Origin of the sequence: Bradyrhizobium sp. Mp19, from assembly GCF_029952935.1 — a bacterium.
GTDB classification, from domain to species: Bacteria; Pseudomonadota; Alphaproteobacteria; order Rhizobiales; family Xanthobacteraceae; genus Bradyrhizobium; species Bradyrhizobium elkanii.
In genome coordinates, this window is the sequence record NZ_JASAUT010000030.1 from 38,694 (window position 1) to 64,196 (window position 25,503).

A 25,503-nucleotide genomic window follows, 5' to 3' on the forward strand; every position below is an offset into this window, starting at 1 on the left:
GTTCAGCGGGGGTCTTATGCAGTCAGGCTTGTTGCGCGCCTTGCACCTGGGCCAATTCGGTCGCGTGCCATTTGCGGCGGCGATCGTCACTGGAGCGCTTGCGGGAGCCGCTTTGGGCGCAGCCCCTTATGTCATTTCGCAGAAGGATCGTGAATTCAAACCCGCGCAGATCTCGATCAAGCGGGGTGAGGTTTTACGATTCGTTAACGATGACGGTGAACTGCTGCATCACGCTTATTTGAGCACCGATACGTTCAGTTTCGACTCGGGCGACCAGCAGCCGGGCAGCAAGTTCGACGTCACCTTCTCGGTGCCCGGCGACTACACGGTGCTGTGCGGTATTCATCCGAAGATGAAGCTCGCCGTCCACGTCGCCAAATAGCCGCCCAGGCGGCGGCGATCTACAGGACCGACGTCTTGAAGATCGCGGCGTGGCCGAAATAGTAGACGAACAAGGTCACCGACAGCGCGGCACAGAGCGCGACCGGGGCAAGCCACGGCGCGCGGCGGTCGCGCGACAACACCTTGTTGTCGGCGACAATCGCAAGCAGGACGGCGATGATCGCCGAATGTCCGATGGTATCGATCTTGCCGAATTCGAAGCACGCGCTGATGAACATCCCCGTCAGCACGGTGGCGGCGCAGCGCCGGATCAGCGGGGTCCAGATCAAGGCAAAGGCGAGCGTGAATTCCACCATGCCGGCAGCGCGCATGTAGAACTCGTTGTCGAAGCCCAGCGTCATCGCGGAATGCTCGATCAGCAGCGGGAAGCTCCACTCCGGATAGGCCCATTTTTCGACCGAGGCCCACATCAACGTCACCGCGGCGGCGTAGCGCATCACGTCGATCGGCCGGATTCCGAACAGATCCTTGTTCAGCCCGACGAGCGCAAGATAGGCGGCAACACCGAGAAAGATCGGGTAATCGGCGAGGTGAAAGACACCGTAGTCGCGCACGCCGATCCCGAACAGGACCACCATCCCCGCCGCCGACAGCGGCAGCGTGCGGCGTGACAGCATCCCGGCAGCGATCGCAAGTTGCAGCGCGCCCACGAACGGCGACGTCGTCTTCAACTCGGGCGTCAGCAGGATGCCGCCCACGGCCCAGATCGAGATGAAGAAGAACGCGCATACGGCGCGGATCATCAATTCGGTGCGCAGCCGCAGTCCCTCGGTGACGCGGTCCATCACCCGGATCGTGGCATCACCCAGCGAGGTGGGCTCGATCAGGCAACCCGCAAACAGCCAGAAAATGGCGACGCCGAGCAGCAGCTCGAAATCCAGGCAAAGAACATTCTCGAGTCCGCGGGGTTGACCGGCGACATCGTAAGCACAGAACCATTTGACATGTGCCTCGGCACTGCGCGCGGCTACGACACAAAACAAAACCGCTGCAAGGCACGTGGCGAAAAAGGAGCGCACCGCCGAGACGGTATCTCGCGCCCATCCACTAAACATTGAACCAACCGCCCACACACTTAAGGACTTGTTTAACTTATATCAAATTTTACGCTTTGCGCCTGCCGGGACACCCCGTGGTTGCATTGTGGTTAATCATGGCAGGCGAGCCCCCGGCCTGTCCCTTAGTGCAGTCTTTACAGCCGGTTCCCTCAAATTTTAGCTAATTCCGGCACGGGAGCTCAATTCAACTGTCGTAGTCAAATCCGGACAAAATCGGATCGGGAGGCCGGTACAGTGTTCGGAGCGTTGAGCGTCGTAAGTATCGGGGTGGGGTCGGCCCTCGCCTACATGACAAGATCGTCCGCTGCGCGCGCAGCGACACTCGAGACCTGTGCGGGCGCATTCGTGATCGTCGGGCTCGGCCTGCTGGGCGCGGCGCTGCCGCACCTGTGCTGAACGAACCTCGTTCTGAACCGCGTTGGGCCGAGGTCAGCGCGGCAGTTTGGGGACCCCTGCCACCGGCGGGGCCGTTGCAGTCAGGGTTTGCAGGAAGGCGATGAGGTCGTTCTTCTCGCCTGCCGTCAGGGACAGCGGCTTGATGTCGGGCGATCGGCTCGGCCGATCGATCCCGCCCTTGTTGTAAAGCTCGATGACATCTTCCAGCGTCGCCACCGATCCGTCGTGCATATAGGGCGCGCGGCGCGCGACGTCGCGCAATGTCGGCGTCTTGAACGCATATTTCAGCTTCGCCGAGGTCGGAAAGAAACGGCCGCGCCCGATGTCATGGCCCTTGGCGGTGCCGATATCCTGGAAGGATCCGTCGGAAAACGACGGGCCGCTGTGGCAAGCCGAGCAACGCGCCTTGCCGTTGAAAAGCTCAAAGCCGTGCTGGGCTGACTTGCTGATGGCGGTATCGTCGCCCTTGATCCAACGGTCGAACGGAGCCTCGCCTGCGATGATGGAGCGCTCGAAGGTCGCCAATGACGCCTCGATCCTCGGCCGCGTGATCGCGCCGTCTCCGAACGCGTGGGTGAAGGCATCGACATAGCCGGGGATCGCCGACAGTCGCGCGATCAATTCCGGCTCGGTCATGTTTAGGTTCGCCGGACTGAGGATCGGCCCGAACGCAACGGATTCCAGATCCTTGAACTTGCCGTCCCATCCCAGCGGCTCGAAGAAGGCCACATCGATCAATGTCGGCGAGCGGATCGGCAGGCCCTTGGGATCCTCACCGATGGCGCGCGGAAGGCCGTCGGCCCATGAAAGGGATGGCCTGTGGCAGCTCGCGCAGGAGTGCGTCTTTGACCTCGACAGCAGCGGATCGAAGAACAGCAGCTGCCCAAGGGTGGATTTCGCCTCCGAATAGGGATTGCTGCTCGGGAACGGAACGACGTCCGGCCGCCGATAGCTGGCACGGATTGTCGCAGGGTCGCCCGGCGCCGTCGCCGGGGTCAAGGCAAGCGACAGCCCTACCGGCAAAACTGCCGCGAGCAAGGTCAGGCTGACCCAAAGCCTCATCGGGGTCCTCAGACGGTATCCTGCTCGGTATATGCCCAAGCAAGTTCAACGAAGTTTTAACAAACGGTTGCGGCCTATTACGGATACCGGGCATTGGTCACGATGACGCGGGGCCTGCGCGCGCGCCTGATTTCGATCAATCCGCGCGGCGGTCTGGTCACACAACCTGAGGCAGCCGCTACTTCTTCACCGGGCGCAGCGGCGCGGAGAACTGTTCGGTGCGGTCGCGCTCGGTCATGTCGACGACGGTGTCCATCGGCGCGGTCAGCTCATAGACATAGGAGACGTCGGTGAAGTAGCGCTTCGCGGTGCCGCCGAGCGCCTCGGGCGCGACACGGTCGAGCAGGATCAGGCCGAAGTCACTGTCGACCCGCCGCGTCGCCTGGCTGGTGTTGAACTCCTCCCAGCGGAAATGGAAGACCGCGTCGGCATCCTCGCCGACGACCTCCCAATTGGCGACGATGTGCGGGTGCTTGCCGACCAGCGACAGCCCTTCGTCGGAATGCGAGGCGAGCTCGAAGAACAGCAGCGACAGCGATTGCGCGGCGCGAGCGCTGACCGTGATGTCGGGACCGTTCACCGCGATCCGGTCGGCATGCGGGATCGAGCGCGATTCGAACAGGCCCTTCAGCTTGACGCCCTGCCACTGGCTCTCGCTGAGCAGCGTGACGACGTTCGACATCGCGTGGATGCGTCCGATCAGGAGTTCGCGCGCGACGTCGATATCGGCGCCGTGCCGCAGCGTGCGGGTCACGATCGACTGGATCACCGCGAGGATGTTCTTGACGCGATGGTTGAGCTCGTCGATCACGGCGGTCAACCGGCGCTCGAAGCCAATGCGGACCTCGATCTCGCGGCTGAGGCGCAAATTGTTGTAGGCGACATAGCCGAACAGGCCGCAGACGATGCCGGTCAGCGCGAGGCCGATCGCCGCGACGATGGTCGCGGTCTGCTGCGCACGCACCGTCGCGTTGCTCTTGGCATAATAGTCGAGCGACCAGTCACGGCCGCCGAACGTCACCGTGCGCACCATCGACGGCAGCGGGCCGTCCAGGCGCACCGCGCGCGAGGTGACGATGCCCTGCTCGTTGGCGGTGAACTCGTCATTCGAATCGCGCGGGTCCTTCAACGCCACCGCGAACAGCGAGCTGTCGTCGTTGGTCAGCATCAGCGACGACAACTCATAGGAGAAGGTGATGAAGCCGGCCGGCTCGGATGCGCCCTCCTGGAACACCGGCGCGGCGAGCACGACCCCGACCGGGCCGTTCTGCCGCAACAGCGGCACCGGGTCGGAGGCCACCGGCTTGGCGTTGGCCATCGCGCGCGCCAGCATCGGGCCCACCACCGAGTGGCGGTCGAAGGCGCGGCCCGGAATGCTCAGGGTCTCCGGATTGCGCGGCTCGACGTCCATCAGCACGTTGATCGGCTTGTCGAGCGCCTTGAGGTCGAGCGCCTGGTCGTCAAAATCCCGGATGGTTGGATTGGTGAAGCCATTGGCCTTCAGCTCGGCCTCCGCCGCGGCGAGCTCGTCCGGCTTGAGCCGCGCGATCCAGGCGGCGACGACGAAATCGGTCTTGAAGGCGTAGATCGCCGAGCGCAGCGGCTGCAGCATGTTGGCCTTCACCATCGACGGCGCCCGGAACAGCCCCGAGGCCACCCGTGCCAGCAGCTCGCGCTCGGTCAGGCGGTCCTGCACCAGGCTGGCGTGGACGTCGATCGCCCGCGCCAGCGCGATGCCGTCGATCGCGAGCTCCTGATCGTGCACCCGATAGGCGGCAAGACCGGAGAGCAGAACTCCGATCAGTGCAATCAAGGCAACGATGAAGCCCAGTCGAACCACACGCTTACTCGGCAATCAGGGGGTGGCGAAAGGGGACGGAAGGCATCTGGCTTCTGCGAGGGCGGCGACAAATCAGGATGCGATGAAAGCCCGCCGCAAAGTAATATGGAATAGCGATCATCGGTCCGCAACAGGAGCCGGTCGGCAACATTAACGACGACGCCACCCGGCGGTCTTTGGCGGCGCCAACGGTTGCTAATCGTCAAAGTTGGAAATTGTTCCGGCTATTGCGCAGCTTTTTTGCGGCGAGGTGCGCGCACTCGCTCGTTCACCGTCACCCTGAGGAGCGCGGCACGCGCATCTCGAAGGGTGAACGGCCCCACCGGTGGCCGTTCATCCTTCGAGGCTCGCTCCGCTCGCACCTCCAGCGACAAAGGCGAAGCCTTTGCGCGGGGATGACGGGACTGGCCGACCCTGCCACAATGATTAACGTCTAGCTGGCCTAACCCGCCTTGACCTTGCCCTGCGACCGAAGGCCGCCCTTGGTCTCGATGAAGCTGATGATGCGATCGAGGCCGTCGCTCTTCTTCAGGTTGGTCATCACGAAGGGCCGCTCGCCGCGCATCCGCCTGGCGTCGGTGTCCATCTTCTCGAGCGACGCACCGACATGGGGTGCGAGATCGATCTTGTTGATCACCAGGAGGTCGGATCGCGTGATGCCGGGGCCGCCCTTGGAGGGGATCTTGTCGCCGGCGGCAACGTCGATGACGTAGATCGTCAGGTCGGCCAATTCCGGCGAGAAGGTCGCCGCCAGATTGTCGCCGCCGGATTCGATCAGCACCAGATCGAGGTCGGGGAATTTCGCCCGCATGTCGGCGACCGCGGCGAGATTCATCGAGGCGTCCTCGCGGATCGCGGTGTGCGGGCAGCCGCCGGTCTCGACACCGGCGATGCGGTCCGGCGTCAGCGAGCCGGAGCGCACCAGAAACTCGGCATCCCATTTGGTGTAGATGTCGTTGGTGATCGCGGCGATGTCGTAGCGCTCGCGCATCGACTTGCAGAGCAGGTCCATCAGCGCGGTCTTGCCGGAGCCGACCGGACCGCCGACGCCGACGCGAAGTGGGCCGTGGGAAGTGGGCATGAGGCGCTCTCTCCGTTATCGTCGTCCCGGCCGAGTGCGCAGTTGCGCACGGAGCCGGGACCCATTACCACCGAACTGAATTGGTGCGACGCGCTGGGGCCACAGCCCTGCACAACCACAGAAGCCTGTGGTAATGGGTCCCGGCCTTCGCCGGGACGACGGCTGAGGACGCGAACGCGGCACCAACATCGTCGCTTCATTGCGCCTCATGACCGGAACAGCCTCGTGTACTGCGTCTCGTGACGCAGGCTTGCGAGATCGGCGCGAAAGGTCGCGCTGCCGAGATCGTCGAGCGAGGCCGCGTCGGCCCGCGCCGCGGTCGCGGCCACGACCGGCTCGAGATCGGCCAGCACGCGCTGGCTGTCGGTCTGCCCGAGCGGGATCAGCCGGCTGCCCGCGGAAATCCAATTCGAGGTCACTGCATGCAGGAAGGCGTGCAGCACAGGCGGAAGCCGAATGCCGTGCGCGGCGCTGACGAGGCCGACTGCGACCGGATAGACGATCGGTCCGTCGCAAGCCGCGATCATCGCGTCGAGGCCCGGCGAATTCCAGGCGGCACGGGCAATCTCGATGAAGGCGCGCCCCTGCGTCGTGGTCTCGAGCTGCCGCTCGCGCGACGGCACGAAGGCGGCCGCGCGTTCGGCAATCTCCTTCAGCCCGGCGGGATCATGCTCAGACGCCGCGCGAAAACTCTGCGCGAGAAACACGGCGTCGCAAAATCCGCTGCCGTCGGAAAGCATCGCGGCGAGCCAATCGCGCAGCGACGCGGCATCGGTGATGTCGCCGGCCTCGACCGCCCATTCGATGCCGCTGGAATAGGCGAACGCTCCGACCGGAAAGGACGGCGACAGCCATGTCATCAGCCGGTACAGCGCGGCCGCCTGGTCCTCCGCCATCCCGCCGCGCAGCACGGCGGGATCAGGCTCATTTGTGGTCATGAGCATGGGAGTGGTCGTGGTGTTGATGGGCATGCTCGCAATGCTCATCATGATGATGGTGGTGGTGGTCATGGTCAGGCCCATGATCATGGCCATGGTGGTGACCGTGATCATGCGCATGGCTGTGGGCATGATCGTGCCCGGTGTGACCATGCGCGTGCTCGTCGGCATGCGCATGCTCGGCATAGGCGCCGCCCTCGGGATCGAACGGCGCCTCGATCTCGATGACACGGGCCCCTAACCCCTTCACCATCGCCTCGATCACGTGATCCCTGCGGATGCGCAGGCCCTTCGGCATGATCTGGGTCGGCAGATGACGGTTGCCGAGATGCCAGGCGACCCGGATCAGATGATGCGGATCGCTGCCGCGGATTTCCGCCAGCGGCTCGGGAGCTGCGACCACCTCGACGAGGCGGCCGTCCTCCAGCACCAGCGCATCGCCGCCGCGCAGCGCGACGGCGTTTTCGAGATCAAGCAGGAATTCGAGCCCGCGCGTCCCTGACATCACCATCCGCCGCCGATGCCGGTCGTCGAAATCGAGCACGACGGTGTCGGCTGCCGCTTCCTTCCAGCGATGCTGTCCCAGGACTTTGGTGGCGCGGATCATCGATGCCTCAGAGCTTCTCGACCTTGGCGTCGCTGATGATCTCGATCACCGTCGGCCCGGTCTTCATGTTAGCGGAATATTCGCGCCATACCTTCATGTGCGGCGCCCTGGCATGGCCGTTGAGATCCTCGCGGCTCTCCCAGCGCTCGACCACCACATAGAGGTTGGGATCGTTGACGCTGACATTGCCGTCATAGGAGATGCAGCCCTTCTCCTTGCGGGTCTCGACCGTGCAGGCCTTGTGCCCCTTGATGAAGTCGTCCTTGTTCTCCGGCTTCATCGGCGTGGTGGCGATGACATAGATCATGCTGTTGCTCCCGTTCTTCTTATTTTAGCGGACGTCGACCTTCTCGGGCGTGATCACCTCGATCTTCGGCGGCGCGGCCATGCATTTCACCGCGACCCGGCCGAACGTCTTCATGTGCTCGGCGGTGCGATGCGGCACCAGTGCCTCCCCGTTCTCCCACTGCTCGACGAACACCATCTTGCTGTGGTCGGTGACGCTCTCATGTAGATCGTAGGCGATGTTGCCGGGCTCCTTGCGGGTTTCCTTGATGCAGGCCGTCGCCGCGGCGATGAATTCGGCGCGGGTCTCGGGCTTGATGGTCAGCGTGGCAACGACGTAAATCACGGAAATTCCTCCCGGTTTTCTTTTCTGGGTGAGATACCGGGATGGGTTTTAGAACATAAAATAGCGCTGTGCCATGGGCAGCACCTCGGCCGGCGCGCAGGTCAGCAGCTCGCCGTCTGCGCGTACCTCATAGGTCTCGGGATCGACCTCGATCTCGGGCGTCGCGTCGTTGTGGATCATGCTCTTCTTGGAGATCTTGCCGCGGGTGTTCTGCACCGCATAGAGCTTCTTGGCTGTGCCGAGCTTGCGGGCGAGACCGCCGCTCGCCGCGGCCTTCGAGGTGAACACCACCGAGGACGCGGTGAGCGACTTGCCGAAGGCGGCGAACATCGGCTGGTAATGCACCGGCTGCGGCGTCGGGATCGAGGCGTTGGGATCGCCCATCGGCGCCGCCACGATCGAGCCGCCCTTGATGATGCAATCCGGCTTGACGCCGAAGAACGCCGGCGACCACAGCACGAGGTCGGCGAGCTTGCCTTTCTCGACCGAGCCGATCAGCTTCGACACGCCGTGCGCGATCGCGGGGTTGATGGTGTATTTGGCGATGTAGCGCTTGACGCGGAAATTGTCGTTGTCGTTGCCCTTGTCCTGCGGCAGCGTGCCGCGCTGCTTCTTCATCTTGTCGGCGGTCTGCCAGGTACGGATGATGACCTCCCCGAGCCGCCCCATCGCCTGCGAGTCCGACGAGATCATCGAGAGCGCGCCGAGATCGTGCAGGATGTCCTCGGCGGCGATGGTCTCCTTGCGGATCCGGCTTTCGGCGAAGGCGAGGTCCTCGGCGATCGACGGATCGAGGTGATGGCACACCATCAGCATGTCGAGATGCTCGTCGATGGTGTTGCGGGTGAACGGCCTTGTCGGATTGGTCGAGGACGGCAGCACGTTCTTGAGGCCCGCGACCTTGATGATGTCGGGCGCGTGGCCGCCGCCGGCACCCTCGGTGTGGAAGGCATGGATGGTGCGGCCCTTGAAAGCCTTGATCGTATCCTCGACGAAGCCGGATTCGTTCAGCGTGTCCGAGTGCAGCATCACCTGGACGTCGTAATCGTCGGCCACCGAGAGGCAGGTGTCGATGGCGGACGGCGTGGTGCCCCAGTCCTCGTGCAGCTTCAGCGCGCAGGCGCCGGCCTTGATCATCTCGACCAGCGCCGCCGGGCGTGAGGCATTGCCCTTGCCGGAGATGCCGAGGTTGACCGGGAAGGCGTCGAACGACTGGATCATCCGCCCCATGTGCCACGGGCCGGGCGTGCAGGTGGTGGCGAAGGTGCCGTGCGACGGGCCGGTGCCGCCCCCTAACATCGAGGTGACGCCGCTCATCAGCGCGTGCTCGATCTGCTGCGGGCAGATGAAATGGATGTGGCTGTCGAAACCGCCAGCGGTGAGGATCTTGCCCTCGCCCGCGATCACGTCGGTGCCGGGACCGATGATGATGGTGACGTTGGGCTGGATGTCGGGATTGCCGGCCTTGCCGATCGCCGCGATCATGCCCTCCTTGATCGCGACGTCGGCCTTCACGATGCCCCAGTGATCGACGATCAGCGCGTTGGTGATGACGGTGTCGGCCGCGCCCTGCGCGTTGGTCACCTGCGACTGCCCCATGCCGTCGCGGATCACCTTGCCGCCGCCGAACTTCACCTCCTCGCCATAGGTGGTGAGATCCTTCTCGACCTCGATGATCAGGTCGGTGTCGGCAAGCCGCACCTTATCGCCGGTGGTCGGGCCGAACATGTCGGCATAGACGGAACGCTTGATCTTCACGGACATATCAGCCCCCAGTTTCAGCCAGCGCGGCCCTGGCGCGCGCAATCGTGTCGTCGAAAATGCGGTCGAGCCGCGGATTGATACCCCGGCAGCCGGCAACGACCTTGTCGGCCCAGGTCGCATAGTCGGCGAGATCGTCGCGCTCGTCCTTGCTTGGATGCGGCACGATCCGCGCGCCGACATTGCTGATCTTGTCGGCGATCTTGATCAGCTTTGCATCGGGAGATTTGTGCGGAGCATCCTCGATCTGCTTTTGCCGGCGGGCGGCCTTTGGCAGGCTCATGTCGTCGGTGCATTCGGCCACCAGCGAGGCGACGCGCGCGCTGAACTTCTGCGCGAGCTCCTCGCGCGTGGTCTCGGTGTCCTCGATGGTGTCGTGCAGCCAGCCTGCGGCGACCAGCTCGGCATCCGCGCCATCGGTCACGGCCGCAAGCAGGTTCGCGACCTCGGCGAGATGGTTGATGTAAGGCTCGCTGCCCCGCCCCTTGCGCGCCATGCCGTTGTGACGGCGCGCAGCAAGCTCGGCGGCTTCGGAGACCATGCGGAGCGCGGGCAGCATCGGACCTAAAGCTTCCCCTTCACTTCGGCGCGAAAACCGTAGATCACGCGCTTGCCGGCGAGCGCGACGAGCTGGACGTCGCGGGTCTGGCCGGGTTCGAAGCGGACGGCGGTGCCGGCGGCGATGTTGAGGCGCATGCCGCGGGCCTTCTTGCGGTCGAATTTCAGCGCCGGGTTGGTCTCGAAGAAATGGTAGTGCGAGCCGACCTGGATCGGACGGTCGCCGGTGTTGGCGACCGACAGCGTCACGGTCTTGCGGCCGGCATTGAGCTCGATCTCGCCGTCCTTGATGAAGAGTTCGCCGGGGATCATTCGTCTCTCCTGTCATTCCGGGGCGATGCGCAGCATCGAACCCGGAATCTCCTGAAACAACCTCTGGATTCCGGGTTCGGCCTTCAGCCGCCCCGGAATGACGCTCGTGGCTATCGGATCGGCTCGTGCACGGTGACGAGTTTTGTCCCGTCGGGGAATGTCGCCTCGACCTGGATGTCGTGGATCATCTCGGGGATACCATGCATCACCTGCGCGCGGGTCAGGACCTTCGCGCCAGCCTGCATCAGATCGGCGACGGTGCGCCCATCACGCGCGCCCTCGACGATGAAGTCGGTGATCAAGGCCACCGCTTCCGGATGGTTCAGCTTGACGCCGCGCTCGAGCCGGCGCCGCGCCACCATGGCCGCCATCGATACCAGGAGCTTGTCCTTTTCGCGGGGAGACAAATTCATGCGAGCACTCTGATCGTTCTTGAAAGGTTTAGTTGAGCCACAGCCGCGGCAGCGGGACAGTGGAGGCGCGGCCGAGCACCGTCATCATGTCGGCGCGCAGCCGGGCCGCATCTTGGGCACAGAAGCGGGCCATTGCAAAGCCATTCCAGGCGGAGATGCCGACCTCGCCGCCAAAGCTGTCGGACGCCTCGCGGATGCGCTCGACCAAGGCCTCGTCGCCCGGCACGATCAGCGCCGTGCCGATCGCGCAGCCGCCGCCCGCGATCGCGGGTCGGGCAAGCTTCTCGCCGATCTCGCCGTCGAGCCTGACCGTTTCGGCAAACACCAGCCTCCCGCCACGCCGCATCCGCCAGCGATCGACAAATTCGCCGTGGCGCATGGTCTCGCCCATCGCGGCGCGGCCGAACACCACGATCTCGCAGAGCAGGAGCGAGGCACCCTCGGCAAGGTCGATGTCGAAGCCTCTGACAATGCGGGCACTGTCGAACAGGATGGTTTCCTGCGGCAGCCAGGCGAGATGCGCGCCTGCGGCAACGGTCAGCGCGATGTCGAGCCGTGCCGCCGCTGCCGGTGCGCGGTAGACTTTCTCAGCCGCCGCCGTGGTCAGGGTCAGCCGTGCGCCCTCGCCGGCCGCGATCGCGATCTCGAAGCGATCCCCGCCGGCAATGCCGCCGGCGGTGTTGACGAACATGGCCGAGAGACCGTCGTCCTCCGGCGATGGGAAGCGGACGCGCAGCGAGCCCGACTCATGCAGGTCGCCGCGGCGGGTGGCGCCGTCCTTGAAATGCACGCCGAACCGGACCGCACCCTGGGCGCGGTTTGCCGCAAACGTCACCGCTGCCGCGCCTGCGATCCCGGTCCGCATTCCCCCGACGCTCCCTTCGCGCGCCACAACAGGCGGCGTCACATCCTGTTCACAGCGCCATCTGGCGGCTGATCTCGGCGGGATCGAGGCTTGCGCGGTCGCAGGCATATTTCACCGCACCCCGGTCCATCACGGCAAAACTGTCGCCGAGTTCGCAGGCAAAGTCGAGATATTGTTCGACCAGCACGATCGCGATGTTGCCGAGGTTGCGCAGATAGGAGATGGCGCGGCCGATATCCTTGATGATCGAGGGCTGGATGCCCTCGGTCGGCTCGTCAAGCAGCAGGAGCTTCGGCCGCATCACCAGCGCGCGGCCGATCGCAAGCTGCTGCTGCTGGCCGCCGGAAAGATCGCCGCCGCGGCGGCCCAGCATGGTCTCCAGCACCGGAAACAGCGAGAACACGTCGTCGGGAATGTTGCGGTCTTCGCGCTTCAGCGGACCGAAGCCGGTCTTCAGGTTCTCTTCCACCGTCAGCAGCGGAAAGATCTCGCGGCCCTGCGGCACGAAGCCGATGCCGCGACGCGCCCGCTCATAAGGCTTTAGCGCGGTGATGTCCTTGCCGTCGAAATTGATCGCGCCGGACGCGATCGGATACTGGCCGACCATGGCGCGCAGCAGCGAGGTCTTGCCGACGCCGTTGCGGCCGAGCACGCAGGTCACCTTGCCCGGCTCGGCGGTCAGCGACACGCCGCGCAAGGCCTGCGCCGCACCGTAGTAGAGATTGATGTTGTCGATCTTCAGCATCGCCCTAGCGCCCCAGATACACTTCGACCACCCGCTCGTTCGACGACACCTGGTCGATCGAACCTTCGGCGAGCACCGAGCCCTCATGCAGGCAGGTCACCTTGACGCCGAGCTCGCGCACGAAGGTCATGTCGTGCTCGACCACCATGATGGTGTGGTTCCTGTTGATCTCCTTCAGGAGCTCCGCGGTCAGATGGGTCTCGACATCGGTCATCCCGGCGACCGGCTCGTCGACCAACAGCACCTTCGGGTCCTGCGCCAGCAGCATGCCGATCTCGAGCCACTGCTTCTGGCCGTGCGACAGGCTGCCGGCGAGGCGGTTGCGCGCATCGGTCAGGCGGATGGTCTCGAGCACCTTGTCGATGCGCTCGGACTCGGCCTTGCTGCCGCGCCAGAACAGCGTGCCGCGCACGGAATGATCGACATTGAGCGCGAGCAGCAGATTGTCCTGCACGGTCTGGCTCTCGAACACCGTCGGCTTCTGGAATTTGCGGCCGATGCCGAGCTCGGCGATCCGGGTCTCGTCGAGCCGGGTCAGGTCGACGGTGCCGTCGAACAGCACCGTGCCCTCGTCGGGCTTGGTCTTGCCCGTGATGATGTCCATCATCGTGGTCTTGCCGGCGCCGTTCGGGCCGATGATGGCGCGCATCTCGCCGGGCTCGAGCGCCAGCGACAGATTGTTGATGGCGTGAAAACCGTCGAACGAGACGTGCACGCCGTCGAGGTAGAGCATGGCCGAAGTGGCGCGGGTATCCATGACGTTCATCTGCCTACTCCGCCGCGTTCGGTGCGCCGATGCCGTCTTCGCGCGTGGCACTCTCGGCGTCCGGTGAGTTGCGCCGCGCTTTCAGCGGCTCCCACCAGGCGTTGAAGATACCGACGATGCCCTTGGGCAACAGCAGCGTGACCAGGATGAACAGCGCGCCCAGCATGAACAGCCAGTACGGTGCGAGCGGCCCAGAGGTGAAGAACGTCTTGGCGTAGTTGACGACGACGGCGCCGAGCGCCGCGCCGACCAGCGTGCCACGACCGCCGACCGCGACCCAGATCACCGCCTCGATCGAGTTGGCGGGCGCGAACTCGCTCGGATTGATGATGCCGACCTGCGGCACGTACAACGCGCCGGCGACGCCGGCCATGCAGGCCGACAGCGTGAACACGAACAGCTTGTAGGACTCGACGCGATAACCGAGGAAGCGGGTCCGGCTTTCGGCGTCACGCACCGCGATCAGGACCTTGCCGAGCTTCGACGTCACGATCGCGCGGCAGATCAGGAAAGCGATGATCAGCGCAAGGCAGCTCAGCAGGAACAGCGCGGCGCGGGTGCCTTCGGCCTGCACGTTGAAGCCGATGATGTCCTTGAAGTCGGTCAGCCCGTTGTTGCCGCCGAAGCCGAAATCGTTGCGGAAGAACGCCAGCAGCAGCGCATAGGTCATCGCCTGCGTGATGATCGACAGATACACGCCGGTGACGCGCGAGCGGAAGGCGAGCCAGCCGAAGCAGAAGGCGAGCAGACCCGGCACCAGCAGCACCATCAGCGCGGCGAACCAGAACTTGTCGAAGCCGTACCAGTACCAGGGCAGCTTGCTCCAGTTCAGGAACACCATGAAATCCGGCAGGATCGGGTTGCCGTAGACGCCGCGGCTGCCGATCTGGCGCATCAGGTACATGCCCATCGCGTAGCCGCCGAGCGCGAAGAACGCGCCGTGCCCGAGCGAGAGGATGCCGCAATAGCCCCAGATCAGATCGATCGAAAGCGCGAGGATGGCGTAGCAGACATATTTGCCCCACAGCGCCACCAGATAAGTCGGTACCTGGAACATCGAGCCCTGCGGCAGCAGCAGGTTCGACAACGGGATCAGCACGCCGATCGCGGCGACGATCAGGACGAACGCGGTCGCGGCGCGGTCGAGCGAACGGGTGAGGATGTGCGGCGTCATCGGCGAACTCCCTTGCCTCTCCCGCTTGCGGGGGAGCGCAGGCCGCCTTGGGCGGCCGTTCTTAGGAGACGCCGAAGCGGAGCTTCGGCTATGGCGCGCATCAGCGCGCGGCGGGTGGGGGTCTCTCCACATCGGGAGTGTACCGTGTGGAGAGACCCCCACCCCAACCCTCCCCCGCAAGCGGGAGAGGGAGTCGCAGCGCACTTCGGGGCAGTCATTGGTGGCTCAAAGCAGGTCATGCTTCCACCGCCCGACCCTTGAGCGCGAACAGGCCGCGCGGCCGTTTCTGGATGAACAGGATGATCAGCACCAGGATCGCGATCTTGCCGAGCACCGCGCCGGCCATGGGCTCGAGGAACTTGTTGGCGATGCCGAGCGTGAAGGCGCCGACCAGCGTGCCCCAGAGATTGCCGACGCCGCCGAACACCACGACCATGAAGCTGTCGATGATGTAGCTCTGGCCGAGATTCGGGCTGACATTGTCGATCTGCGACAGCGCCACGCCGGCAATCCCGGCGATCCCCGAGCCGAGGCCGAAGGTCAGCGCGTCGACGCGCGAGGTGGCGATTCCCATCGAGGCCGCCATGCGGCGGTTCTGCGTCACCGCGCGCATCTCGAGTCCGAGCGCGGTGTAGCGCAGCATCACCAGCAGGATGGCAAACACCGCGAGCGTGAAGCAGAGGATCCAGAGCCGGTTATAGGTGATGGTGATCTGGCCGAGCTCGAAGGCACCGCTCATCCAGGAGGGATTGCCGACCTCGCGGTTGGTCGGACCGAACGCGGTGCGTACCGCCTGCTGCAACACCAGCGACAGGCCCCAGGTCGCGAGCAGCGTCTCCAGCGGACGGCCGTAGAGGAAGCGGATGATGGTGCGCTCGATCACGACACCGATCAAGCCGGCGACCAGGAAAGCGAGCGGCACCGCGATCAGCAGCGAGTAGTCGAACAGCGCAGGATAGCGGCTGCGGATCACCTCCTGCACCACGAAGGTGGTGTAGGCCCCGAGCATCACCATCTCGCCATGCGCCATGTTGATGACGCCCATCACGCCGAAGGTGATGGCAAGCCCGATCGCCGCGAGCAGCAGCACCGAGCCGAGTGACAGGCCGTACCACGCATTCTGCACCATCGACCACATCGCCAGATTGCTCTGGATCGAGGACACCGCGCTCGCGGCGGCGTTGGCGACCAGCGGCGGCTGGCCGGTGCCGAGCCCTGTGAGCAGCGCCAGCGCCTCCTGATCGCCGCGCGCCTTGACCACGGCGACGGCGTCGAGCTTGTCGCTGTCGGATGCGTCCGACTTGAACAGGATGATGGCGGCGCGCGCCTCGGCGAAGGCCTGCTTGACCGACTTGACGCTCTCCTTGGCGAGCGCGCTCTCCACCGTCGGCAGCAAATTCTCCTCGTGGCTCTTGAACACCGACTGCGCGGCGGCGAGACGCTTGGCCGGATCCGGCGACAGCAGCGTCAGGCCGCCGAGCGCGGCCTCCACGGTGCGGCGCAGGCGGTTGTTGAGGCGGACGGCGGCGGCGTTGTCGGGCAGCTTGTCGACCGCAGCACCCGTGGCGGCGTCGACGATCTTGCCGTCGGTCCGCGTGATGAAGACCTTCTTGCTGTCGGGATCGGCCGAGAGCCGGCCGTCCTGCAGCGCGCTGATGATGGGCGAGGCGAGCGCATTGCCCGACGCGGCAACCTCACCGATCGCAGCCTCGGTGTCGGAGAACTCGTCATTGGCGAATTTGGCGACCGAATCCTCGAACGGGCCAGCCAGCGCCGGCACAGCGACGCAGCTCAGCAGCAGGATCGAGAGACAAAGCGCGCGAAAGCGATCAATACAATTGGCAAACACGTCAGTACCCCGGCAGGAGTGTGAGGAGAAGGCGGCGAGCGGTGCCGCCTTCTCCGGTGTTGGAAGGTTGTGTTGTGTCGTTGTTGAGCTCAGGCGCGCCCGATCAGGAGCCCTGGCCGCCGCACTTGTTGGTCTTGGTGTTGTAGTTGCCGCACTTCTTGCCGACCCAATCGCCGATCAGGTCCCTGGAGCCCTCGAGCTCCTTCGACCAGGCGTCGCCGGCCACCAGGCCCGGGGTCTTCCAGACCACGTCGAATTGGCCGTTGCCCTTGATCTCGCCGATGAACACCGGCTTGGTGATGTGGTGGTTCGGCAGCATCTGCGACACGCCGCCGGTCAGGTTCGGCGCCTCGATGCCGGGAAGCGCATCGATCACCTTGTCCGGATCGGTCGACTTCACCTTCTCGACCGCCTTCACCCACATGTTGAAGCCGATGTAGTGCGCTTCCATCGGATCGTTGGTCACGCGCTTCGGATTCTTGGTGTAGGCCTGCCACTCCTTGATGAACTTCTCGTTCGCCGGAGTCTTGATCGACTCGAAGTAGTTCCAGGCAGCGAGATGGCCGAGCAGCGGCTTGGTGTCGATGCCGGCGAGCTCTTCCTCGCCGACCGAGAACGCGACCACCGGGATATCGGTCGCCTTGATGCCCTGGTTGCCGAGCTCCTTGTAGAATGGAACGTTGGCGTCGCCGTTGATGGTCGAGACCACCGCGGTCTTCTTGCCGGCCGAGCCGAACTTCTTGATGTCGGCCACGATCGTCTGCCAGTCGGAGTGACCGAACGGCGTGTAGTTGATCATGATGTCGTCCTGGGCGACGCCCTTCGACTTCAGATAGGCTTCCAGGATCTTGTTGGTGGTGCGCGGATAGACGTAGTCGGTGCCGGCCAGCACCCAGCGCTTCACCTTCTCTTCCTTCATCAGATAGTCGACAGCGGGGATCGCCTGCTGGTTCGGCGCAGCGCCAGTGTAGAACACGTTGCGCTCGGACTCCTCGCCCTCATACTGCACCGGATAGAACAGGATGTTGTTCAGCTCCTTGAACACCGGGAGCACGGATTTGCGCGACACCGAGGTCCAGCAGCCGAACACGACCGCGACCTTATCCTTGGTGATCAGCTCGCGGGCCTTTTCGGCGAACAGCGGCCAGTTCGAGGCGGGGTCGACCACGACGGGCTCGAGCTTCTTGCCGAGCACGCCGCCCTTCTTGTTCTGCTCGTCGATCAGGAAAAGGATCGTGTCCTTCAGCGTGGTTTCGCTGATGGCCATGGTGCCTGACAGCGAGTGAAGGATGCCAACCTTGATGGTGTCGTCGGCCGCTTGCGCGGGCGCGAGGGACGAGGACGCAGCCAGGCCCAAAACCAGGCCGGCCGTCGCCGCGAGCGCGCGGCGGCGGGTCATCGTCGTTATTTTGTGAGAAAGGTGAGTAAGCATGAAATGTCGTCTCCCTGACGCAGGCGTGGAACGCTGCGAACGGCCGCTTGGCCGCCTGCGGTTAAGGGAATCGCAAGAACTGTGCCACGGTGCGCAGCCCCCGTAAGCCGATGAACCGGTTGGATAATTTCATCGGTTCCGGGCAAATACGGAGACCGCTTGCTCAATCATTGAGCTATCAACTTGACTGCCGAAAGAGCAATCAGACTATTTTGTAGGCAAAATCGCAGTCTTGGCTAAATTTCCGGCACCGATTTGTGACAGTTTGCGCGATGGTTCAGCGAACTCCGGGCACCAAAGATGACGATCTCATCTTGAAACCGCCCAGTTCCTGGTCCATATCCTCGCCATGCCCGCGACATCGCGGTGCCTTCGCGAGCTGCGTGTTCAAGCTGCCCCAAGCGGCTTCTGGCTCGCCTTTCAGCTAACCCAGCTTGACGCCCCAGACACGCGGGTGTCCCCGAATGCCTTCCTGCGCTTCCGGCCGATATGGGCCGGGACGACGACGGCTTTTATGGAAAGAACCACCTTTTGACCTCCTTTCAGGATTTCGGCCTCGCCGATCCCATCGCCCGCGCGCTCCGAGAAGAAAATTATCTCACGCCGACCCCCATCCAAGCCCAGACCATCCCGCTAGCCCTTGCCGGCCGCGACGTCGTCGGCATCGCCCAGACCGGTACCGGCAAGACCGCCTCCTTCGCGCTGCCGATCCTGCACCGGCTGCTTGAAAACCGCGTCCGCCCGCAGCCCAAAAGCTGCCGCGTACTGGTGCTCTCGCCGACCCGCGAACTGTCCGGGCAGATCCTCGACAGCTTCAACACCTATGGCCGCCACATCCGGCTGTCCTCGACGCTCGCCATCGGCGGCGTGCCGATGGGCCGCCAGGTCCGTTCCCTGATGCAGGGCGTCGAGGTGCTGGTCGCCACCCCCGGCCGCCTGCTCGACCTCGTGCAGAGCAACGGACTGAAGCTCAACCAGGTCGAGTTCCTGGTGCTCGATGAAGCCGACCGCATGCTCGACATGGGCTTCATCAACGACATCCGGAAAATCGTCGCCAAGCTGCCGATCCGGCGCCAGACGCTGTTCTTCTCGGCCACCATGCCCAAGGACATCGCCGAGCTCGCCGAGGCGATGCTGCGCGACCCGGCCCGCGTGGCGGTGACGCCGGTGGCCTCGACGGTGGATCGCATCGCCCAGCGCGCGATCCAGGTCGATTTCGCGGCCAAGCCGACGGTTCTCGCCCAGTTGCTGAAGCAGGAGCCGGTCAACCGCGCCCTGGTCTTCACCCGCACCAAGCACGGCGCCGACAAGGTGGTGAAGAGCCTTGCCAAGGCCGGCATCGAGGCCAATGCGATTCACGGCAACAAGTCCCAGAACCACCGCGAGCGCACGCTGGCGGCGTTCCGTTCCGGCGAAATCCGCACGCTGGTGGCGACCGATATCGCCGCCCGCGGCATCGACGTCGACGGCGTCAGCCACGTGGTGAATTTCGACCTGCCCAACATCCCGGAGACCTACGTCCACCGCATCGGCCGCACCGCGCGCGCCGGCGCCGACGGCATCGCGATCTCGCTGATCGCCGGCGCCGAGGAGATGGGCTATTTGCGCGACATCGAGCGGCTGATCCGGATTACCGTGCCGCGGGAAGACCGCCGCACACAAGGCAGCTCCCCTGGCGGCCGCGAGGCCGCCGCGCCGGCGCAGGCCACCCACCCGCACCGGGGCGGCCGTTCTGCGCCCCGGGCACATAATGTCCGTGGGAATGAGGCCGCTCCGGGTGCAAAAGGCCCTCGCCGCCGCCGCCGTCGAGGTGGTAATAATGGCGCGCCGCAGACGAGCCGGGGCGAGTCGCCGCGTCCGTCGCAGGCCGGCAACAGCGAAGGCATTCAGGGCGTCGCCTTCTTGCATCGCGAGAGCCGGCCGAATCCGCAACACAACCGCAACAACCGACCGAAGCACTAGCCGTCGCTCGATCTGGAGAAACATATGGCTAAGGAAGAGCTGATCCAGTTCGAAGGACTGGTGACCGAAATTCTCCCCGACGCTCGTTACCGGGTGCAACTCGATGCCGGGCACGAGATCGTCGCCTACACCGCCGGCAAGATGAAGAAAAACCGCATCAAGACGCTGGCCGGCGACCGCGTTACGATCGAAATGTCGCCCTACGATCTCGAAAAAGGGCGCCTGATTTTCCGGCACAAGGACGAACGTCCGAGCGGCGCGCCCGGCGGCCCGCCGCGGGGCGGAGCGCAGCGCGGCGGCCAGTTCCGCCGCCGATAAGCGGGGTATTGCAACCGCTGCGGGCATGACGTCCTGATGTCCTGCGAACAATTGGCCGGCGCCTGCGCCGGCCAAAAAATCGCGCACGTCAGGATTGTTTTCAGGATTGTTTTGAAGCCTTCTATCGAATAATATCCTACCCATCGATTTTCGGCCGGACGACATTAGCCAATACCGGTACAGCCGGTTCAGACGCTGACGACCCTTCCAAAAATTCGATCTCACCACCCCGCCGATCAGCGGGTCTTGAACTTGTATATCTGAGAAGGGACTACCCACGTGAGCATGGGAACCGTGAAGTGGTTTAACGCGACCAAGGGCTACGGCTTCATCCAGCCGGATGAAGGCGGGAACGACGTGTTCGTGCACATCAGTGCAGTCGAGCGCGCCGGCCTTGGCACTCTGCGTGAAGGCCAGAAGATCTCCTACGAGATCGTGGCTGACCGCCGTTCCGGCAAATCCTCGGCCGACAATCTGCGCGCCGCCGGATAAGCCGATTTCCCGGGAGCGCGAAGCTCCAGGAAATTGTCGCTAAAGCATCAAGGGCCGCATCTTCGGATGCGGCCCTTTTTGTCTGGATTGCCAACCGGCGTCAGCGTCGTTCGAAAAGCTCTAGAGCCTATCCCGTTCCGATTGAATCGGAACGGGGCTCTAGATTCTTGTTTTGACGCGTTTTCTTCACGCGAACCGGTATCCACTTCGCTCGAAAACGCTCTAATAGGTCGAGCAGGTCGTCGGCATCGTGGCGGACGTCGGGGCGTAGAACACGCAAACCGACTGCCGCGGCCTTGTGAAGGCGACATCGGTGAGATTGATGCCGCTCTTGGCCATCACATAGCCGACCGTCGGAACGTATTTGTAGCTGACTTCGCTGAAGATCAGATAGGTGCCCGCAACCAGCAGCGCCGCCGGAACGACGCTGGTCACAACATCACCCTGACTGCGGCTCGAGGCCGTCAATGTGGCCTGCGTGGCGCCCGTGGCCATCACCCCCGCCTTGCTCCACTGGATCCGCGCGACCTTCGAGGCATCGACGTAGATTTCCGACAATGTGACCTTGGTCGGCGTCGGATCGTACGGCGTCATGATGCCGACGCTGGCGCTGAAGAAGTTCTGCAGGTCGGCATCCACCACCTGCGTCGACTGCGAGGTCAGGTCCGATGCGGCGCGCGCCATCAAGGTGACCTTGCGGTCGACCGCGACACCGGATGAAAACTCGACGGTGCCGAAGAACAGCACCAGCATCAGCGGCAGGACGAAAGCGAACTCGACCGCGGCAAGGCCCCGGCGGTCATTGCAGAGGGCGGCGAGCGAGCGCAGCAAGGCCGCTGCCCGGGTTTTCATGACGTTGCTCATGAGCATGTCGCCCCGGCGGTGCCGGATGGCTCGTTCTTGAATGTCGCGGTCGCGGTCAGCAACCGCTTGCCGTTGGCGAGGTTGGCGACATTGAAGCCAAGCTTGGTGACGAACAGCGGCCACTGATAGAACAGCCGGACCACCACGACGTCGCCGTCCTTGCCGGGACACCATTTCATGGTCGGAATGAATGCGTTGTTGGAATCGATTGGAGGCGCGATGTTGACGCTGCTGAAGCCCGTCGCGGCGGGATAGCTGCGCACGTCGACCGATATGCCGTTGGCGCAATCGAACAGTGCGCTGACCTGGCCGCAGACGAAGTTCTTGAACTGCTGCTGGGTATAGCTTGCGCCCTGCGCCTGACCGGTCATGATCATGCGCGCGGAATCCTGCGTCACCGTCTCCAGCACCTGGCTCGCGAAGAAGATCATCGCCACTTCGATGATCGCAAACAGCAGTCCGAAAAACAGCGGCGCGACCATCGCGAATTCGACCGCGGTCGCGCCACGGCGGTTTCGGCGAAAGCGATGGAGGAGGCGCGCAAAAGAATGAGCGGGCAGCGGCATCAACGACCCCGGATCAACATGGCGACAACAACTACCCAAGACTCATTGTCGAAGTATTTCGCCGGATCGAGACAGAGCGACCCGATCCGTTAGGCTTTTCTTAACCATGTCGGATGAACCGCCTCGGCCGACGGCTGCCCCGGCGTGTGAAACGCCGGCGCGGACACGCGCTAGTTCTGCGGCTTCGCGGCCGCGCCCGAGCCGGAGGCCTGGCTGTTGAGCGAGCCGGCCTGGTCCATGGTCGACTTGAAGTAGGTCTCGCCGTCGCCGAGGGTGATGCGGCGCTGGCAGACCGGCATGCAGCTGTAGGTCTCGCGATCGACGCCGCGATAAACAGTGACCAACTGGTCGGTCGGACCTTCGACCTGGATCTGACGATCCACCAGCACCTGGCCGGTGCGGTCGAGTGCGATGAAGTTGGTCGCGCCGTAGCCCTTGCCGGTCACGACGACAACGCCGCCATTCTGCAGGGTGACGTCGGCGATCAGCGGGTTGCCGACCACGATGGTGGAGATGCCGCCGGGCAGCTTGACGAGCTTGGCCTGATCGACATTGACCGCAATCCGGTCCGGATCCGGCGCAGCCGTTGCGAATGCGGGCCACAGCAGAACGGCTGCGGCCAGCGAGATGAATCCAATGCGCACGACGGCGCGAATACGCTGGGACTGAAACGACATACCTTACCCCGGGACGTTAACAAGCCGGCAAAAGCGATACGCAGCGGACCGGCGCCCGACACAGGCAAATCTGACGGCAATTCATTTAAGAAGAGCAAAAATCGACCGCTGAATTGCGCGGATGTCACGACTTCCGGAACGGATCGGCCAACGGCCGGTGATCCTGCGGAAAAACGCCCCCGCGGGGACCGCCGCCTAGCCGGCGGCACGCACATGCACCACCACGCGGTCGTCCGCGTAGAGGCGCTGCCATCCATCGATGTGATCGAGAAATTTGGAGGCGGGCGTTGCCGGATCGAGCATCACCGCATCGATTCTGTAGGTCTTGAGCAGATCGAGGAAGCCGTTGACGTCCTTGAGCTGGAGCGCACGGTAATAGGCCATCCCGAACTTCTCGCCGTAAAGCTCGGCACGGCCGTCGACGAACACCGGCACTTGGCGCCAGATCAGATAGCCGCCGAACTGCAGATCATTGAGCACGCGCTGCACGTTGTGCGCCTTCAGCGCGTCGACGGCGGCGGCGGGCGAATGGATCGCCGGCGGCGACATGTCCCGGCGCGCCGCAATGAACCAGGTCGAGGCGCAGAGCGCGGCGATCAGCATCACGGCCGGCGTGGCCTTCAGCCGGACCACGCTTGCGGCACGCAAGCCGAACTGGGTTGCCACCGGCGTCAGCACGGCCAGCGGCAACAGCAGGGCGAAGAGCTCGAGATTCCTGACATGGGATAGCGCCATGTGCAGCAGGCCGAGCGCCAGGGCGATTCGCGGCAGCGGCAGCTTCACCCCGCAATAGAGCGCCCCGCCGATCAGGCCGAGAATGGTCAGTTCGAACGCATCGACGTGGCTGAAACTCGCCGGCATCCACTCCGCGATGAGATGCAGCAGTTCACCGAGGCTGAGAATCCTCAGCGAGGCGAAGATCGTCCCCCAGCCATAGGGCGTCACGCAGCACGCGGCCAGCGCGCCGAGGCCGAATGCGGCCCAGCGCAGCGCCAGCGGCAATCTTTGCGCCGGCGCGGCGTTCCACAGCGCATCGAGCGCGAAGGCGCCGGCCAGCACCAGGCCGAACAGAAAGCCGCCATGCAGATTGGCCCAGAGCGCGATCAGCGGCAGCAGCCAGAACGAGGGGGCCTCGCGGCGTTCGCTGGCGACCATCAGGCCGTTTGCCCAGACCATCATGATCGGCAGTGCAAGCACATGCGGACGGGCCAGCAGATGCCCGCATGTCAGCACCAGCGCCGCCAGCGCGATCAGGCTGGCGTAGATCGCCGGCAGCGCGCGGCTGAGGATGGCGGTGAGCAGCGCGAAGGTGGCGGCGCCGCAGGCCGCGGCCAGCGCCGCGGGCCCGGTCCACCCGGCAAGGTCGTAGGCCTTCGCGAACAGGACCTGCGCCAGCCAGGACGACGACACCCACGGCTCACCCGCCTTGGTGAAGGAATAGATATCGACCGACGGCAATGCGCGGTGGTCGAGGATCCACCGGCCGACGGCAATCTGCCAGTAGGTGTCGGAATCGGCGAGCAGCCTGTCGCCGACGACCAGCAGCAGCGCATAGACGCCGCACGCCATCCAGAACCAGGCCGGGACTTCGGCGAACACCGAGGCCCGCGCCTGTGGGACGGTTGCGGTCTCAGCACTCATGCGCGCGCGGTCCGGTCAATGACGGAACGGATAGGCCAGCTGTCCGCCGATTTCGGCCGGCACGCCCTGCTCGGCGTCGACGCCGTAATCATCCGGAAGCTTGCCTTCGGGCATGCGGAATGTCCCGAACAGAATGTCCCAGAGCGGAAACGTACCGGCGAAATTGGTGTCGCCACCCTCCTCCAGCGCGGTGTGATGCCAGCGATGAAACACCGGCGTGGCGATCACATATTTGAACGGACCGAGCGTCCAGTTCAGGTTGGCGTGCACGAAGGCGGAGTGGAATGTGGTGAAAGGACCGACCCACAGCATGATGTTCGGCGAGATGCCGGCCATCAGCAGGATCACGTCGACCGAGATCGTGCCGATCAGCAGATTGACGGGATGGAAGCGCGCCGCCGAGATCCATTCGAGATCCTCGGAGGAATGATGAATGGCGTGGTACTTCCAGAAGCCGCCGCCGTGAAACATCCGGTGCAGCCAATACAGCATGAAGTCGGAGGCGACCAGGAAGATGATCGATTGCAGCCAGAGCGGCAGCTGCGCCAGCGGGCCGTGTCCGTTCTCGTAGAACGAGATCAGCTCGTCGGCACCGTGCACGTCGAACACCGCGGCCGCGCCCACCACCAGCAGCCCGATGCGCAGCACGCGGGCGAATACCGGCACGAAGAACCAGTAGCAGATGTCCGTGACCAGCTCGCGCTTCTGCCACCACGGCTTGCCGGGATTGCAGGCCCAGAAGTGGGTCAGCACCGTGAAGAACAGCGCGAGGCCGATCGTGATCGGCACCACCCTCATCATCGTCTGGCCGAGCATCTCGATGACTTCGATCGGAAGGGTGGACATGGCAGCCTCATACTACGGAAGCCCCATGGGTATAGATGTGCGCTTAAGGAGCCGTGAATAGGCCCCAGGCGCCCGATCGCAGCAACAGTCTGCAATTTTAGCGGACCGTTTAATGCCAAATTTACTGTGCGCAACATCAGCGGGTTCCCGCAGAGTTTATGCGATCAAATTAACTGCGCCGAAATCGTCCAACACTAGGGTGCCGCAATGGTCACGGTGCTGAGAACGCCGGCGAGACCAAATCTAG

27 protein-coding genes are annotated in these 25,503 nt (G+C 64.2%); 4 read left to right on the plus strand and 23 right to left on the minus strand.

Going from position 1 to position 25,503, the window contains the following annotated elements; all coding sequences use genetic code 11:
- Positions 1–16 precede the first annotated feature (16 nt).
- A complete protein-coding gene (locus QJT82_RS28010) occupies positions 17–382 on the plus strand; it encodes a methylamine utilization protein (RefSeq protein WP_028342264.1) in 366 nt (121 codons plus the stop codon).
- Positions 383–401: 19 nt separating this feature from the next.
- Here the strand turns inward: QJT82_RS28010 and QJT82_RS28015 are convergent, their stop codons facing one another.
- From QJT82_RS28015 to urtA, 18 genes are all read right to left on the minus strand, one after another.
- Complete coding sequence (locus tag QJT82_RS28015; RefSeq protein ID WP_028342265.1) at positions 402–1,385, minus strand: hypothetical protein; 984 nt, start codon at positions 1,383–1,385, stop codon at positions 402–404.
- 504 nt (positions 1,386–1,889) lie between these two features.
- Positions 1,890–2,918 carry a cytochrome c peroxidase gene (locus QJT82_RS28020; RefSeq protein ID WP_051003091.1) on the minus strand — a complete coding sequence of 343 codons (1,029 nt, stop codon included), beginning with the start codon at positions 2,916–2,918 and terminating at the stop codon, positions 1,890–1,892.
- A 178-nt stretch (positions 2,919–3,096) separates the two neighbouring features.
- Complete coding sequence (locus QJT82_RS28025) at positions 3,097–4,758, minus strand: HWE histidine kinase domain-containing protein (RefSeq protein ID WP_028342267.1); 1,662 nt, start codon at positions 4,756–4,758, stop codon at positions 3,097–3,099.
- 442 nt (positions 4,759–5,200) lie between these two features.
- Complete coding sequence (gene ureG / locus QJT82_RS28030) at positions 5,201–5,839, minus strand: urease accessory protein UreG (RefSeq protein ID WP_028334695.1); 639 nt, start codon at positions 5,837–5,839, stop codon at positions 5,201–5,203.
- A 206-nt stretch (positions 5,840–6,045) separates the two neighbouring features.
- Positions 6,046–6,783: an urease accessory protein UreF gene (locus tag QJT82_RS28035; protein WP_028342268.1), complete on the minus strand. Its 738-nt coding sequence runs from the start codon at positions 6,781–6,783 to the stop codon at positions 6,046–6,048.
- Positions 6,764–7,384 (minus strand): urease accessory protein UreE, encoded by a 621-nt coding sequence (locus QJT82_RS28040; protein WP_028342269.1) that lies wholly within the window; start codon positions 7,382–7,384, stop codon positions 6,764–6,766. The genes QJT82_RS28035 and QJT82_RS28040 overlap by 20 nt, the downstream gene beginning before the upstream one ends.
- A gap of 7 nt (positions 7,385–7,391) precedes the next feature.
- Entirely contained in the window at positions 7,392–7,691 is a 300-nt protein-coding gene (locus QJT82_RS28045; protein ID WP_028342270.1) for a putative quinol monooxygenase, read from the minus strand.
- Between the two features lie 24 nt (positions 7,692–7,715).
- Entirely contained in the window at positions 7,716–8,015 is a 300-nt protein-coding gene (locus tag QJT82_RS28050; protein ID WP_028342271.1) for a putative quinol monooxygenase, read from the minus strand.
- Positions 8,016–8,063: 48 nt separating this feature from the next.
- Positions 8,064–9,779 carry an urease subunit alpha gene (gene ureC, locus QJT82_RS28055; RefSeq protein WP_028342272.1) on the minus strand — a complete coding sequence of 572 codons (1,716 nt, stop codon included), beginning with the start codon at positions 9,777–9,779 and terminating at the stop codon, positions 8,064–8,066.
- A 1-nt stretch (position 9,780) separates the two neighbouring features.
- Positions 9,781–10,335, minus strand: a complete 555-nt coding sequence (locus tag QJT82_RS28060) for an HD domain-containing protein (protein WP_028342273.1) — start codon at positions 10,333–10,335, stop codon at positions 9,781–9,783.
- 5 nt (positions 10,336–10,340) lie between these two features.
- Positions 10,341–10,646, minus strand: coding sequence for an urease subunit beta (locus QJT82_RS28065; protein WP_028342274.1), 306 nt, complete (start codon positions 10,644–10,646; stop codon positions 10,341–10,343).
- A gap of 110 nt (positions 10,647–10,756) precedes the next feature.
- Positions 10,757–11,059 (minus strand): urease subunit gamma, encoded by a 303-nt coding sequence (locus QJT82_RS28070; RefSeq protein ID WP_028342275.1) that lies wholly within the window; start codon positions 11,057–11,059, stop codon positions 10,757–10,759.
- A gap of 28 nt (positions 11,060–11,087) precedes the next feature.
- Positions 11,088–11,924 (minus strand): urease accessory protein UreD, encoded by an 837-nt coding sequence (locus QJT82_RS28075; protein ID WP_028342276.1) that lies wholly within the window; start codon positions 11,922–11,924, stop codon positions 11,088–11,090.
- Between the two features lie 49 nt (positions 11,925–11,973).
- Positions 11,974–12,669 (minus strand): urea ABC transporter ATP-binding subunit UrtE, encoded by a 696-nt coding sequence (urtE, locus tag QJT82_RS28080; RefSeq protein WP_024581870.1) that lies wholly within the window; start codon positions 12,667–12,669, stop codon positions 11,974–11,976.
- A gap of 4 nt (positions 12,670–12,673) precedes the next feature.
- A complete protein-coding gene (gene urtD / locus QJT82_RS28085; RefSeq protein ID WP_016842654.1) occupies positions 12,674–13,435 on the minus strand; it encodes an urea ABC transporter ATP-binding protein UrtD in 762 nt (253 codons plus the stop codon).
- A 4-nt stretch (positions 13,436–13,439) separates the two neighbouring features.
- Positions 13,440–14,609 carry an urea ABC transporter permease subunit UrtC gene (gene urtC / locus QJT82_RS28090; protein ID WP_028342277.1) on the minus strand — a complete coding sequence of 390 codons (1,170 nt, stop codon included), beginning with the start codon at positions 14,607–14,609 and terminating at the stop codon, positions 13,440–13,442.
- A gap of 235 nt (positions 14,610–14,844) precedes the next feature.
- Complete coding sequence (gene urtB, locus QJT82_RS28095) at positions 14,845–16,458, minus strand: urea ABC transporter permease subunit UrtB (RefSeq protein WP_028342278.1); 1,614 nt, start codon at positions 16,456–16,458, stop codon at positions 14,845–14,847.
- Between the two features lie 103 nt (positions 16,459–16,561).
- Positions 16,562–17,890, minus strand: coding sequence for an urea ABC transporter substrate-binding protein (urtA, locus tag QJT82_RS28100; protein WP_028342279.1), 1,329 nt, complete (start codon positions 17,888–17,890; stop codon positions 16,562–16,564).
- Between the two features lie 531 nt (positions 17,891–18,421).
- Here urtA and QJT82_RS28105 point away from each other — a divergent pair.
- The 3 genes from QJT82_RS28105 (at position 18,422) to QJT82_RS28115 (ending at position 20,662) form a co-directional block, all read left to right on the plus strand.
- Complete coding sequence (locus tag QJT82_RS28105; protein WP_028342280.1) at positions 18,422–19,852, plus strand: DEAD/DEAH box helicase; 1,431 nt, start codon at positions 18,422–18,424, stop codon at positions 19,850–19,852.
- Between the two features lie 24 nt (positions 19,853–19,876).
- On the plus strand, positions 19,877–20,170 hold the full coding sequence (infA, locus tag QJT82_RS28110) for a translation initiation factor IF-1 (protein WP_016842649.1): 294 nt from the start codon (positions 19,877–19,879) through the stop codon (positions 20,168–20,170).
- Positions 20,171–20,449: 279 nt separating this feature from the next.
- Positions 20,450–20,662 (plus strand): cold-shock protein, encoded by a 213-nt coding sequence (locus QJT82_RS28115; protein WP_016842648.1) that lies wholly within the window; start codon positions 20,450–20,452, stop codon positions 20,660–20,662.
- Between the two features lie 222 nt (positions 20,663–20,884).
- Here the strand turns inward: QJT82_RS28115 and QJT82_RS28120 are convergent, their stop codons facing one another.
- From QJT82_RS28120 to QJT82_RS28140, 5 genes are all read right to left on the minus strand, one after another.
- A complete protein-coding gene (locus tag QJT82_RS28120) occupies positions 20,885–21,514 on the minus strand; it encodes a TadE/TadG family type IV pilus assembly protein (protein WP_038387582.1) in 630 nt (209 codons plus the stop codon).
- Between the two features lie 8 nt (positions 21,515–21,522).
- Positions 21,523–22,092 carry a TadE/TadG family type IV pilus assembly protein gene (locus QJT82_RS28125; protein ID WP_016842646.1) on the minus strand — a complete coding sequence of 190 codons (570 nt, stop codon included), beginning with the start codon at positions 22,090–22,092 and terminating at the stop codon, positions 21,523–21,525.
- A gap of 170 nt (positions 22,093–22,262) precedes the next feature.
- A complete protein-coding gene (locus tag QJT82_RS28130) occupies positions 22,263–22,769 on the minus strand; it encodes a pilus assembly protein N-terminal domain-containing protein (RefSeq protein WP_028342282.1) in 507 nt (168 codons plus the stop codon).
- A 195-nt stretch (positions 22,770–22,964) separates the two neighbouring features.
- Complete coding sequence (locus QJT82_RS28135) at positions 22,965–24,410, minus strand: hypothetical protein (RefSeq protein WP_028342283.1); 1,446 nt, start codon at positions 24,408–24,410, stop codon at positions 22,965–22,967.
- A gap of 15 nt (positions 24,411–24,425) precedes the next feature.
- Positions 24,426–25,256 carry a sterol desaturase family protein gene (locus QJT82_RS28140; protein ID WP_026192176.1) on the minus strand — a complete coding sequence of 277 codons (831 nt, stop codon included), beginning with the start codon at positions 25,254–25,256 and terminating at the stop codon, positions 24,426–24,428.
- Between the last annotated feature and the right edge of the window lie 247 nt (positions 25,257–25,503).

Coding starts and splice junctions, on each gene's coding strand:
- QJT82_RS28010 (WP_028342264.1), top strand. CDS start 17: ATGCAGTCAGGCTTGTTGCGCGCCTTGCACCTGGGCCAATTCGGTCGC.
- QJT82_RS28020 (WP_051003091.1), bottom strand. CDS start 2,918: ATGAGGCTTTGGGTCAGCCTGACCTTGCTCGCGGCAGTTTTGCCGGTA.
- ureG (WP_028334695.1), bottom strand. CDS start 5,839: ATGCCCACTTCCCACGGCCCACTTCGCGTCGGCGTCGGCGGTCCGGTC.
- QJT82_RS28035 (WP_028342268.1), bottom strand. CDS start 6,783: ATGCTCATGACCACAAATGAGCCTGATCCCGCCGTGCTGCGCGGCGGG.
- QJT82_RS28040 (WP_028342269.1), bottom strand. CDS start 7,384: ATGATCCGCGCCACCAAAGTCCTGGGACAGCATCGCTGGAAGGAAGCG.
- QJT82_RS28045 (WP_028342270.1), bottom strand. CDS start 7,691: ATGATCTATGTCATCGCCACCACGCCGATGAAGCCGGAGAACAAGGAC.
- ureC (WP_028342272.1), bottom strand. CDS start 9,779: ATGTCCGTGAAGATCAAGCGTTCCGTCTATGCCGACATGTTCGGCCCG.
- QJT82_RS28060 (WP_028342273.1), bottom strand. CDS start 10,335: ATGCTGCCCGCGCTCCGCATGGTCTCCGAAGCCGCCGAGCTTGCTGCG.
- QJT82_RS28065 (WP_028342274.1), bottom strand. CDS start 10,646: ATGATCCCCGGCGAACTCTTCATCAAGGACGGCGAGATCGAGCTCAAT.
- QJT82_RS28070 (WP_028342275.1), bottom strand. CDS start 11,059: ATGAATTTGTCTCCCCGCGAAAAGGACAAGCTCCTGGTATCGATGGCG.
- QJT82_RS28075 (WP_028342276.1), bottom strand. CDS start 11,924: ATGCGGACCGGGATCGCAGGCGCGGCAGCGGTGACGTTTGCGGCAAAC.
- urtE (WP_024581870.1), bottom strand. CDS start 12,669: ATGCTGAAGATCGACAACATCAATCTCTACTACGGTGCGGCGCAGGCC.
- urtD (WP_016842654.1), bottom strand. CDS start 13,435: ATGAACGTCATGGATACCCGCGCCACTTCGGCCATGCTCTACCTCGAC.
- urtC (WP_028342277.1), bottom strand. CDS start 14,609: ATGACGCCGCACATCCTCACCCGTTCGCTCGACCGCGCCGCGACCGCG.
- urtA (WP_028342279.1), bottom strand. CDS start 17,890: ATGCTTACTCACCTTTCTCACAAAATAACGACGATGACCCGCCGCCGC.
- infA (WP_016842649.1), top strand. CDS start 19,877: ATGGCTAAGGAAGAGCTGATCCAGTTCGAAGGACTGGTGACCGAAATT.
- QJT82_RS28120 (WP_038387582.1), bottom strand. CDS start 21,514: ATGAAAACCCGGGCAGCGGCCTTGCTGCGCTCGCTCGCCGCCCTCTGC.
- QJT82_RS28125 (WP_016842646.1), bottom strand. CDS start 22,092: ATGCCGCTGCCCGCTCATTCTTTTGCGCGCCTCCTCCATCGCTTTCGC.
- QJT82_RS28130 (WP_028342282.1), bottom strand. CDS start 22,769: ATGTCGTTTCAGTCCCAGCGTATTCGCGCCGTCGTGCGCATTGGATTC.
- QJT82_RS28135 (WP_028342283.1), bottom strand. CDS start 24,410: ATGAGTGCTGAGACCGCAACCGTCCCACAGGCGCGGGCCTCGGTGTTC.
- QJT82_RS28140 (WP_026192176.1), bottom strand. CDS start 25,256: ATGTCCACCCTTCCGATCGAAGTCATCGAGATGCTCGGCCAGACGATG.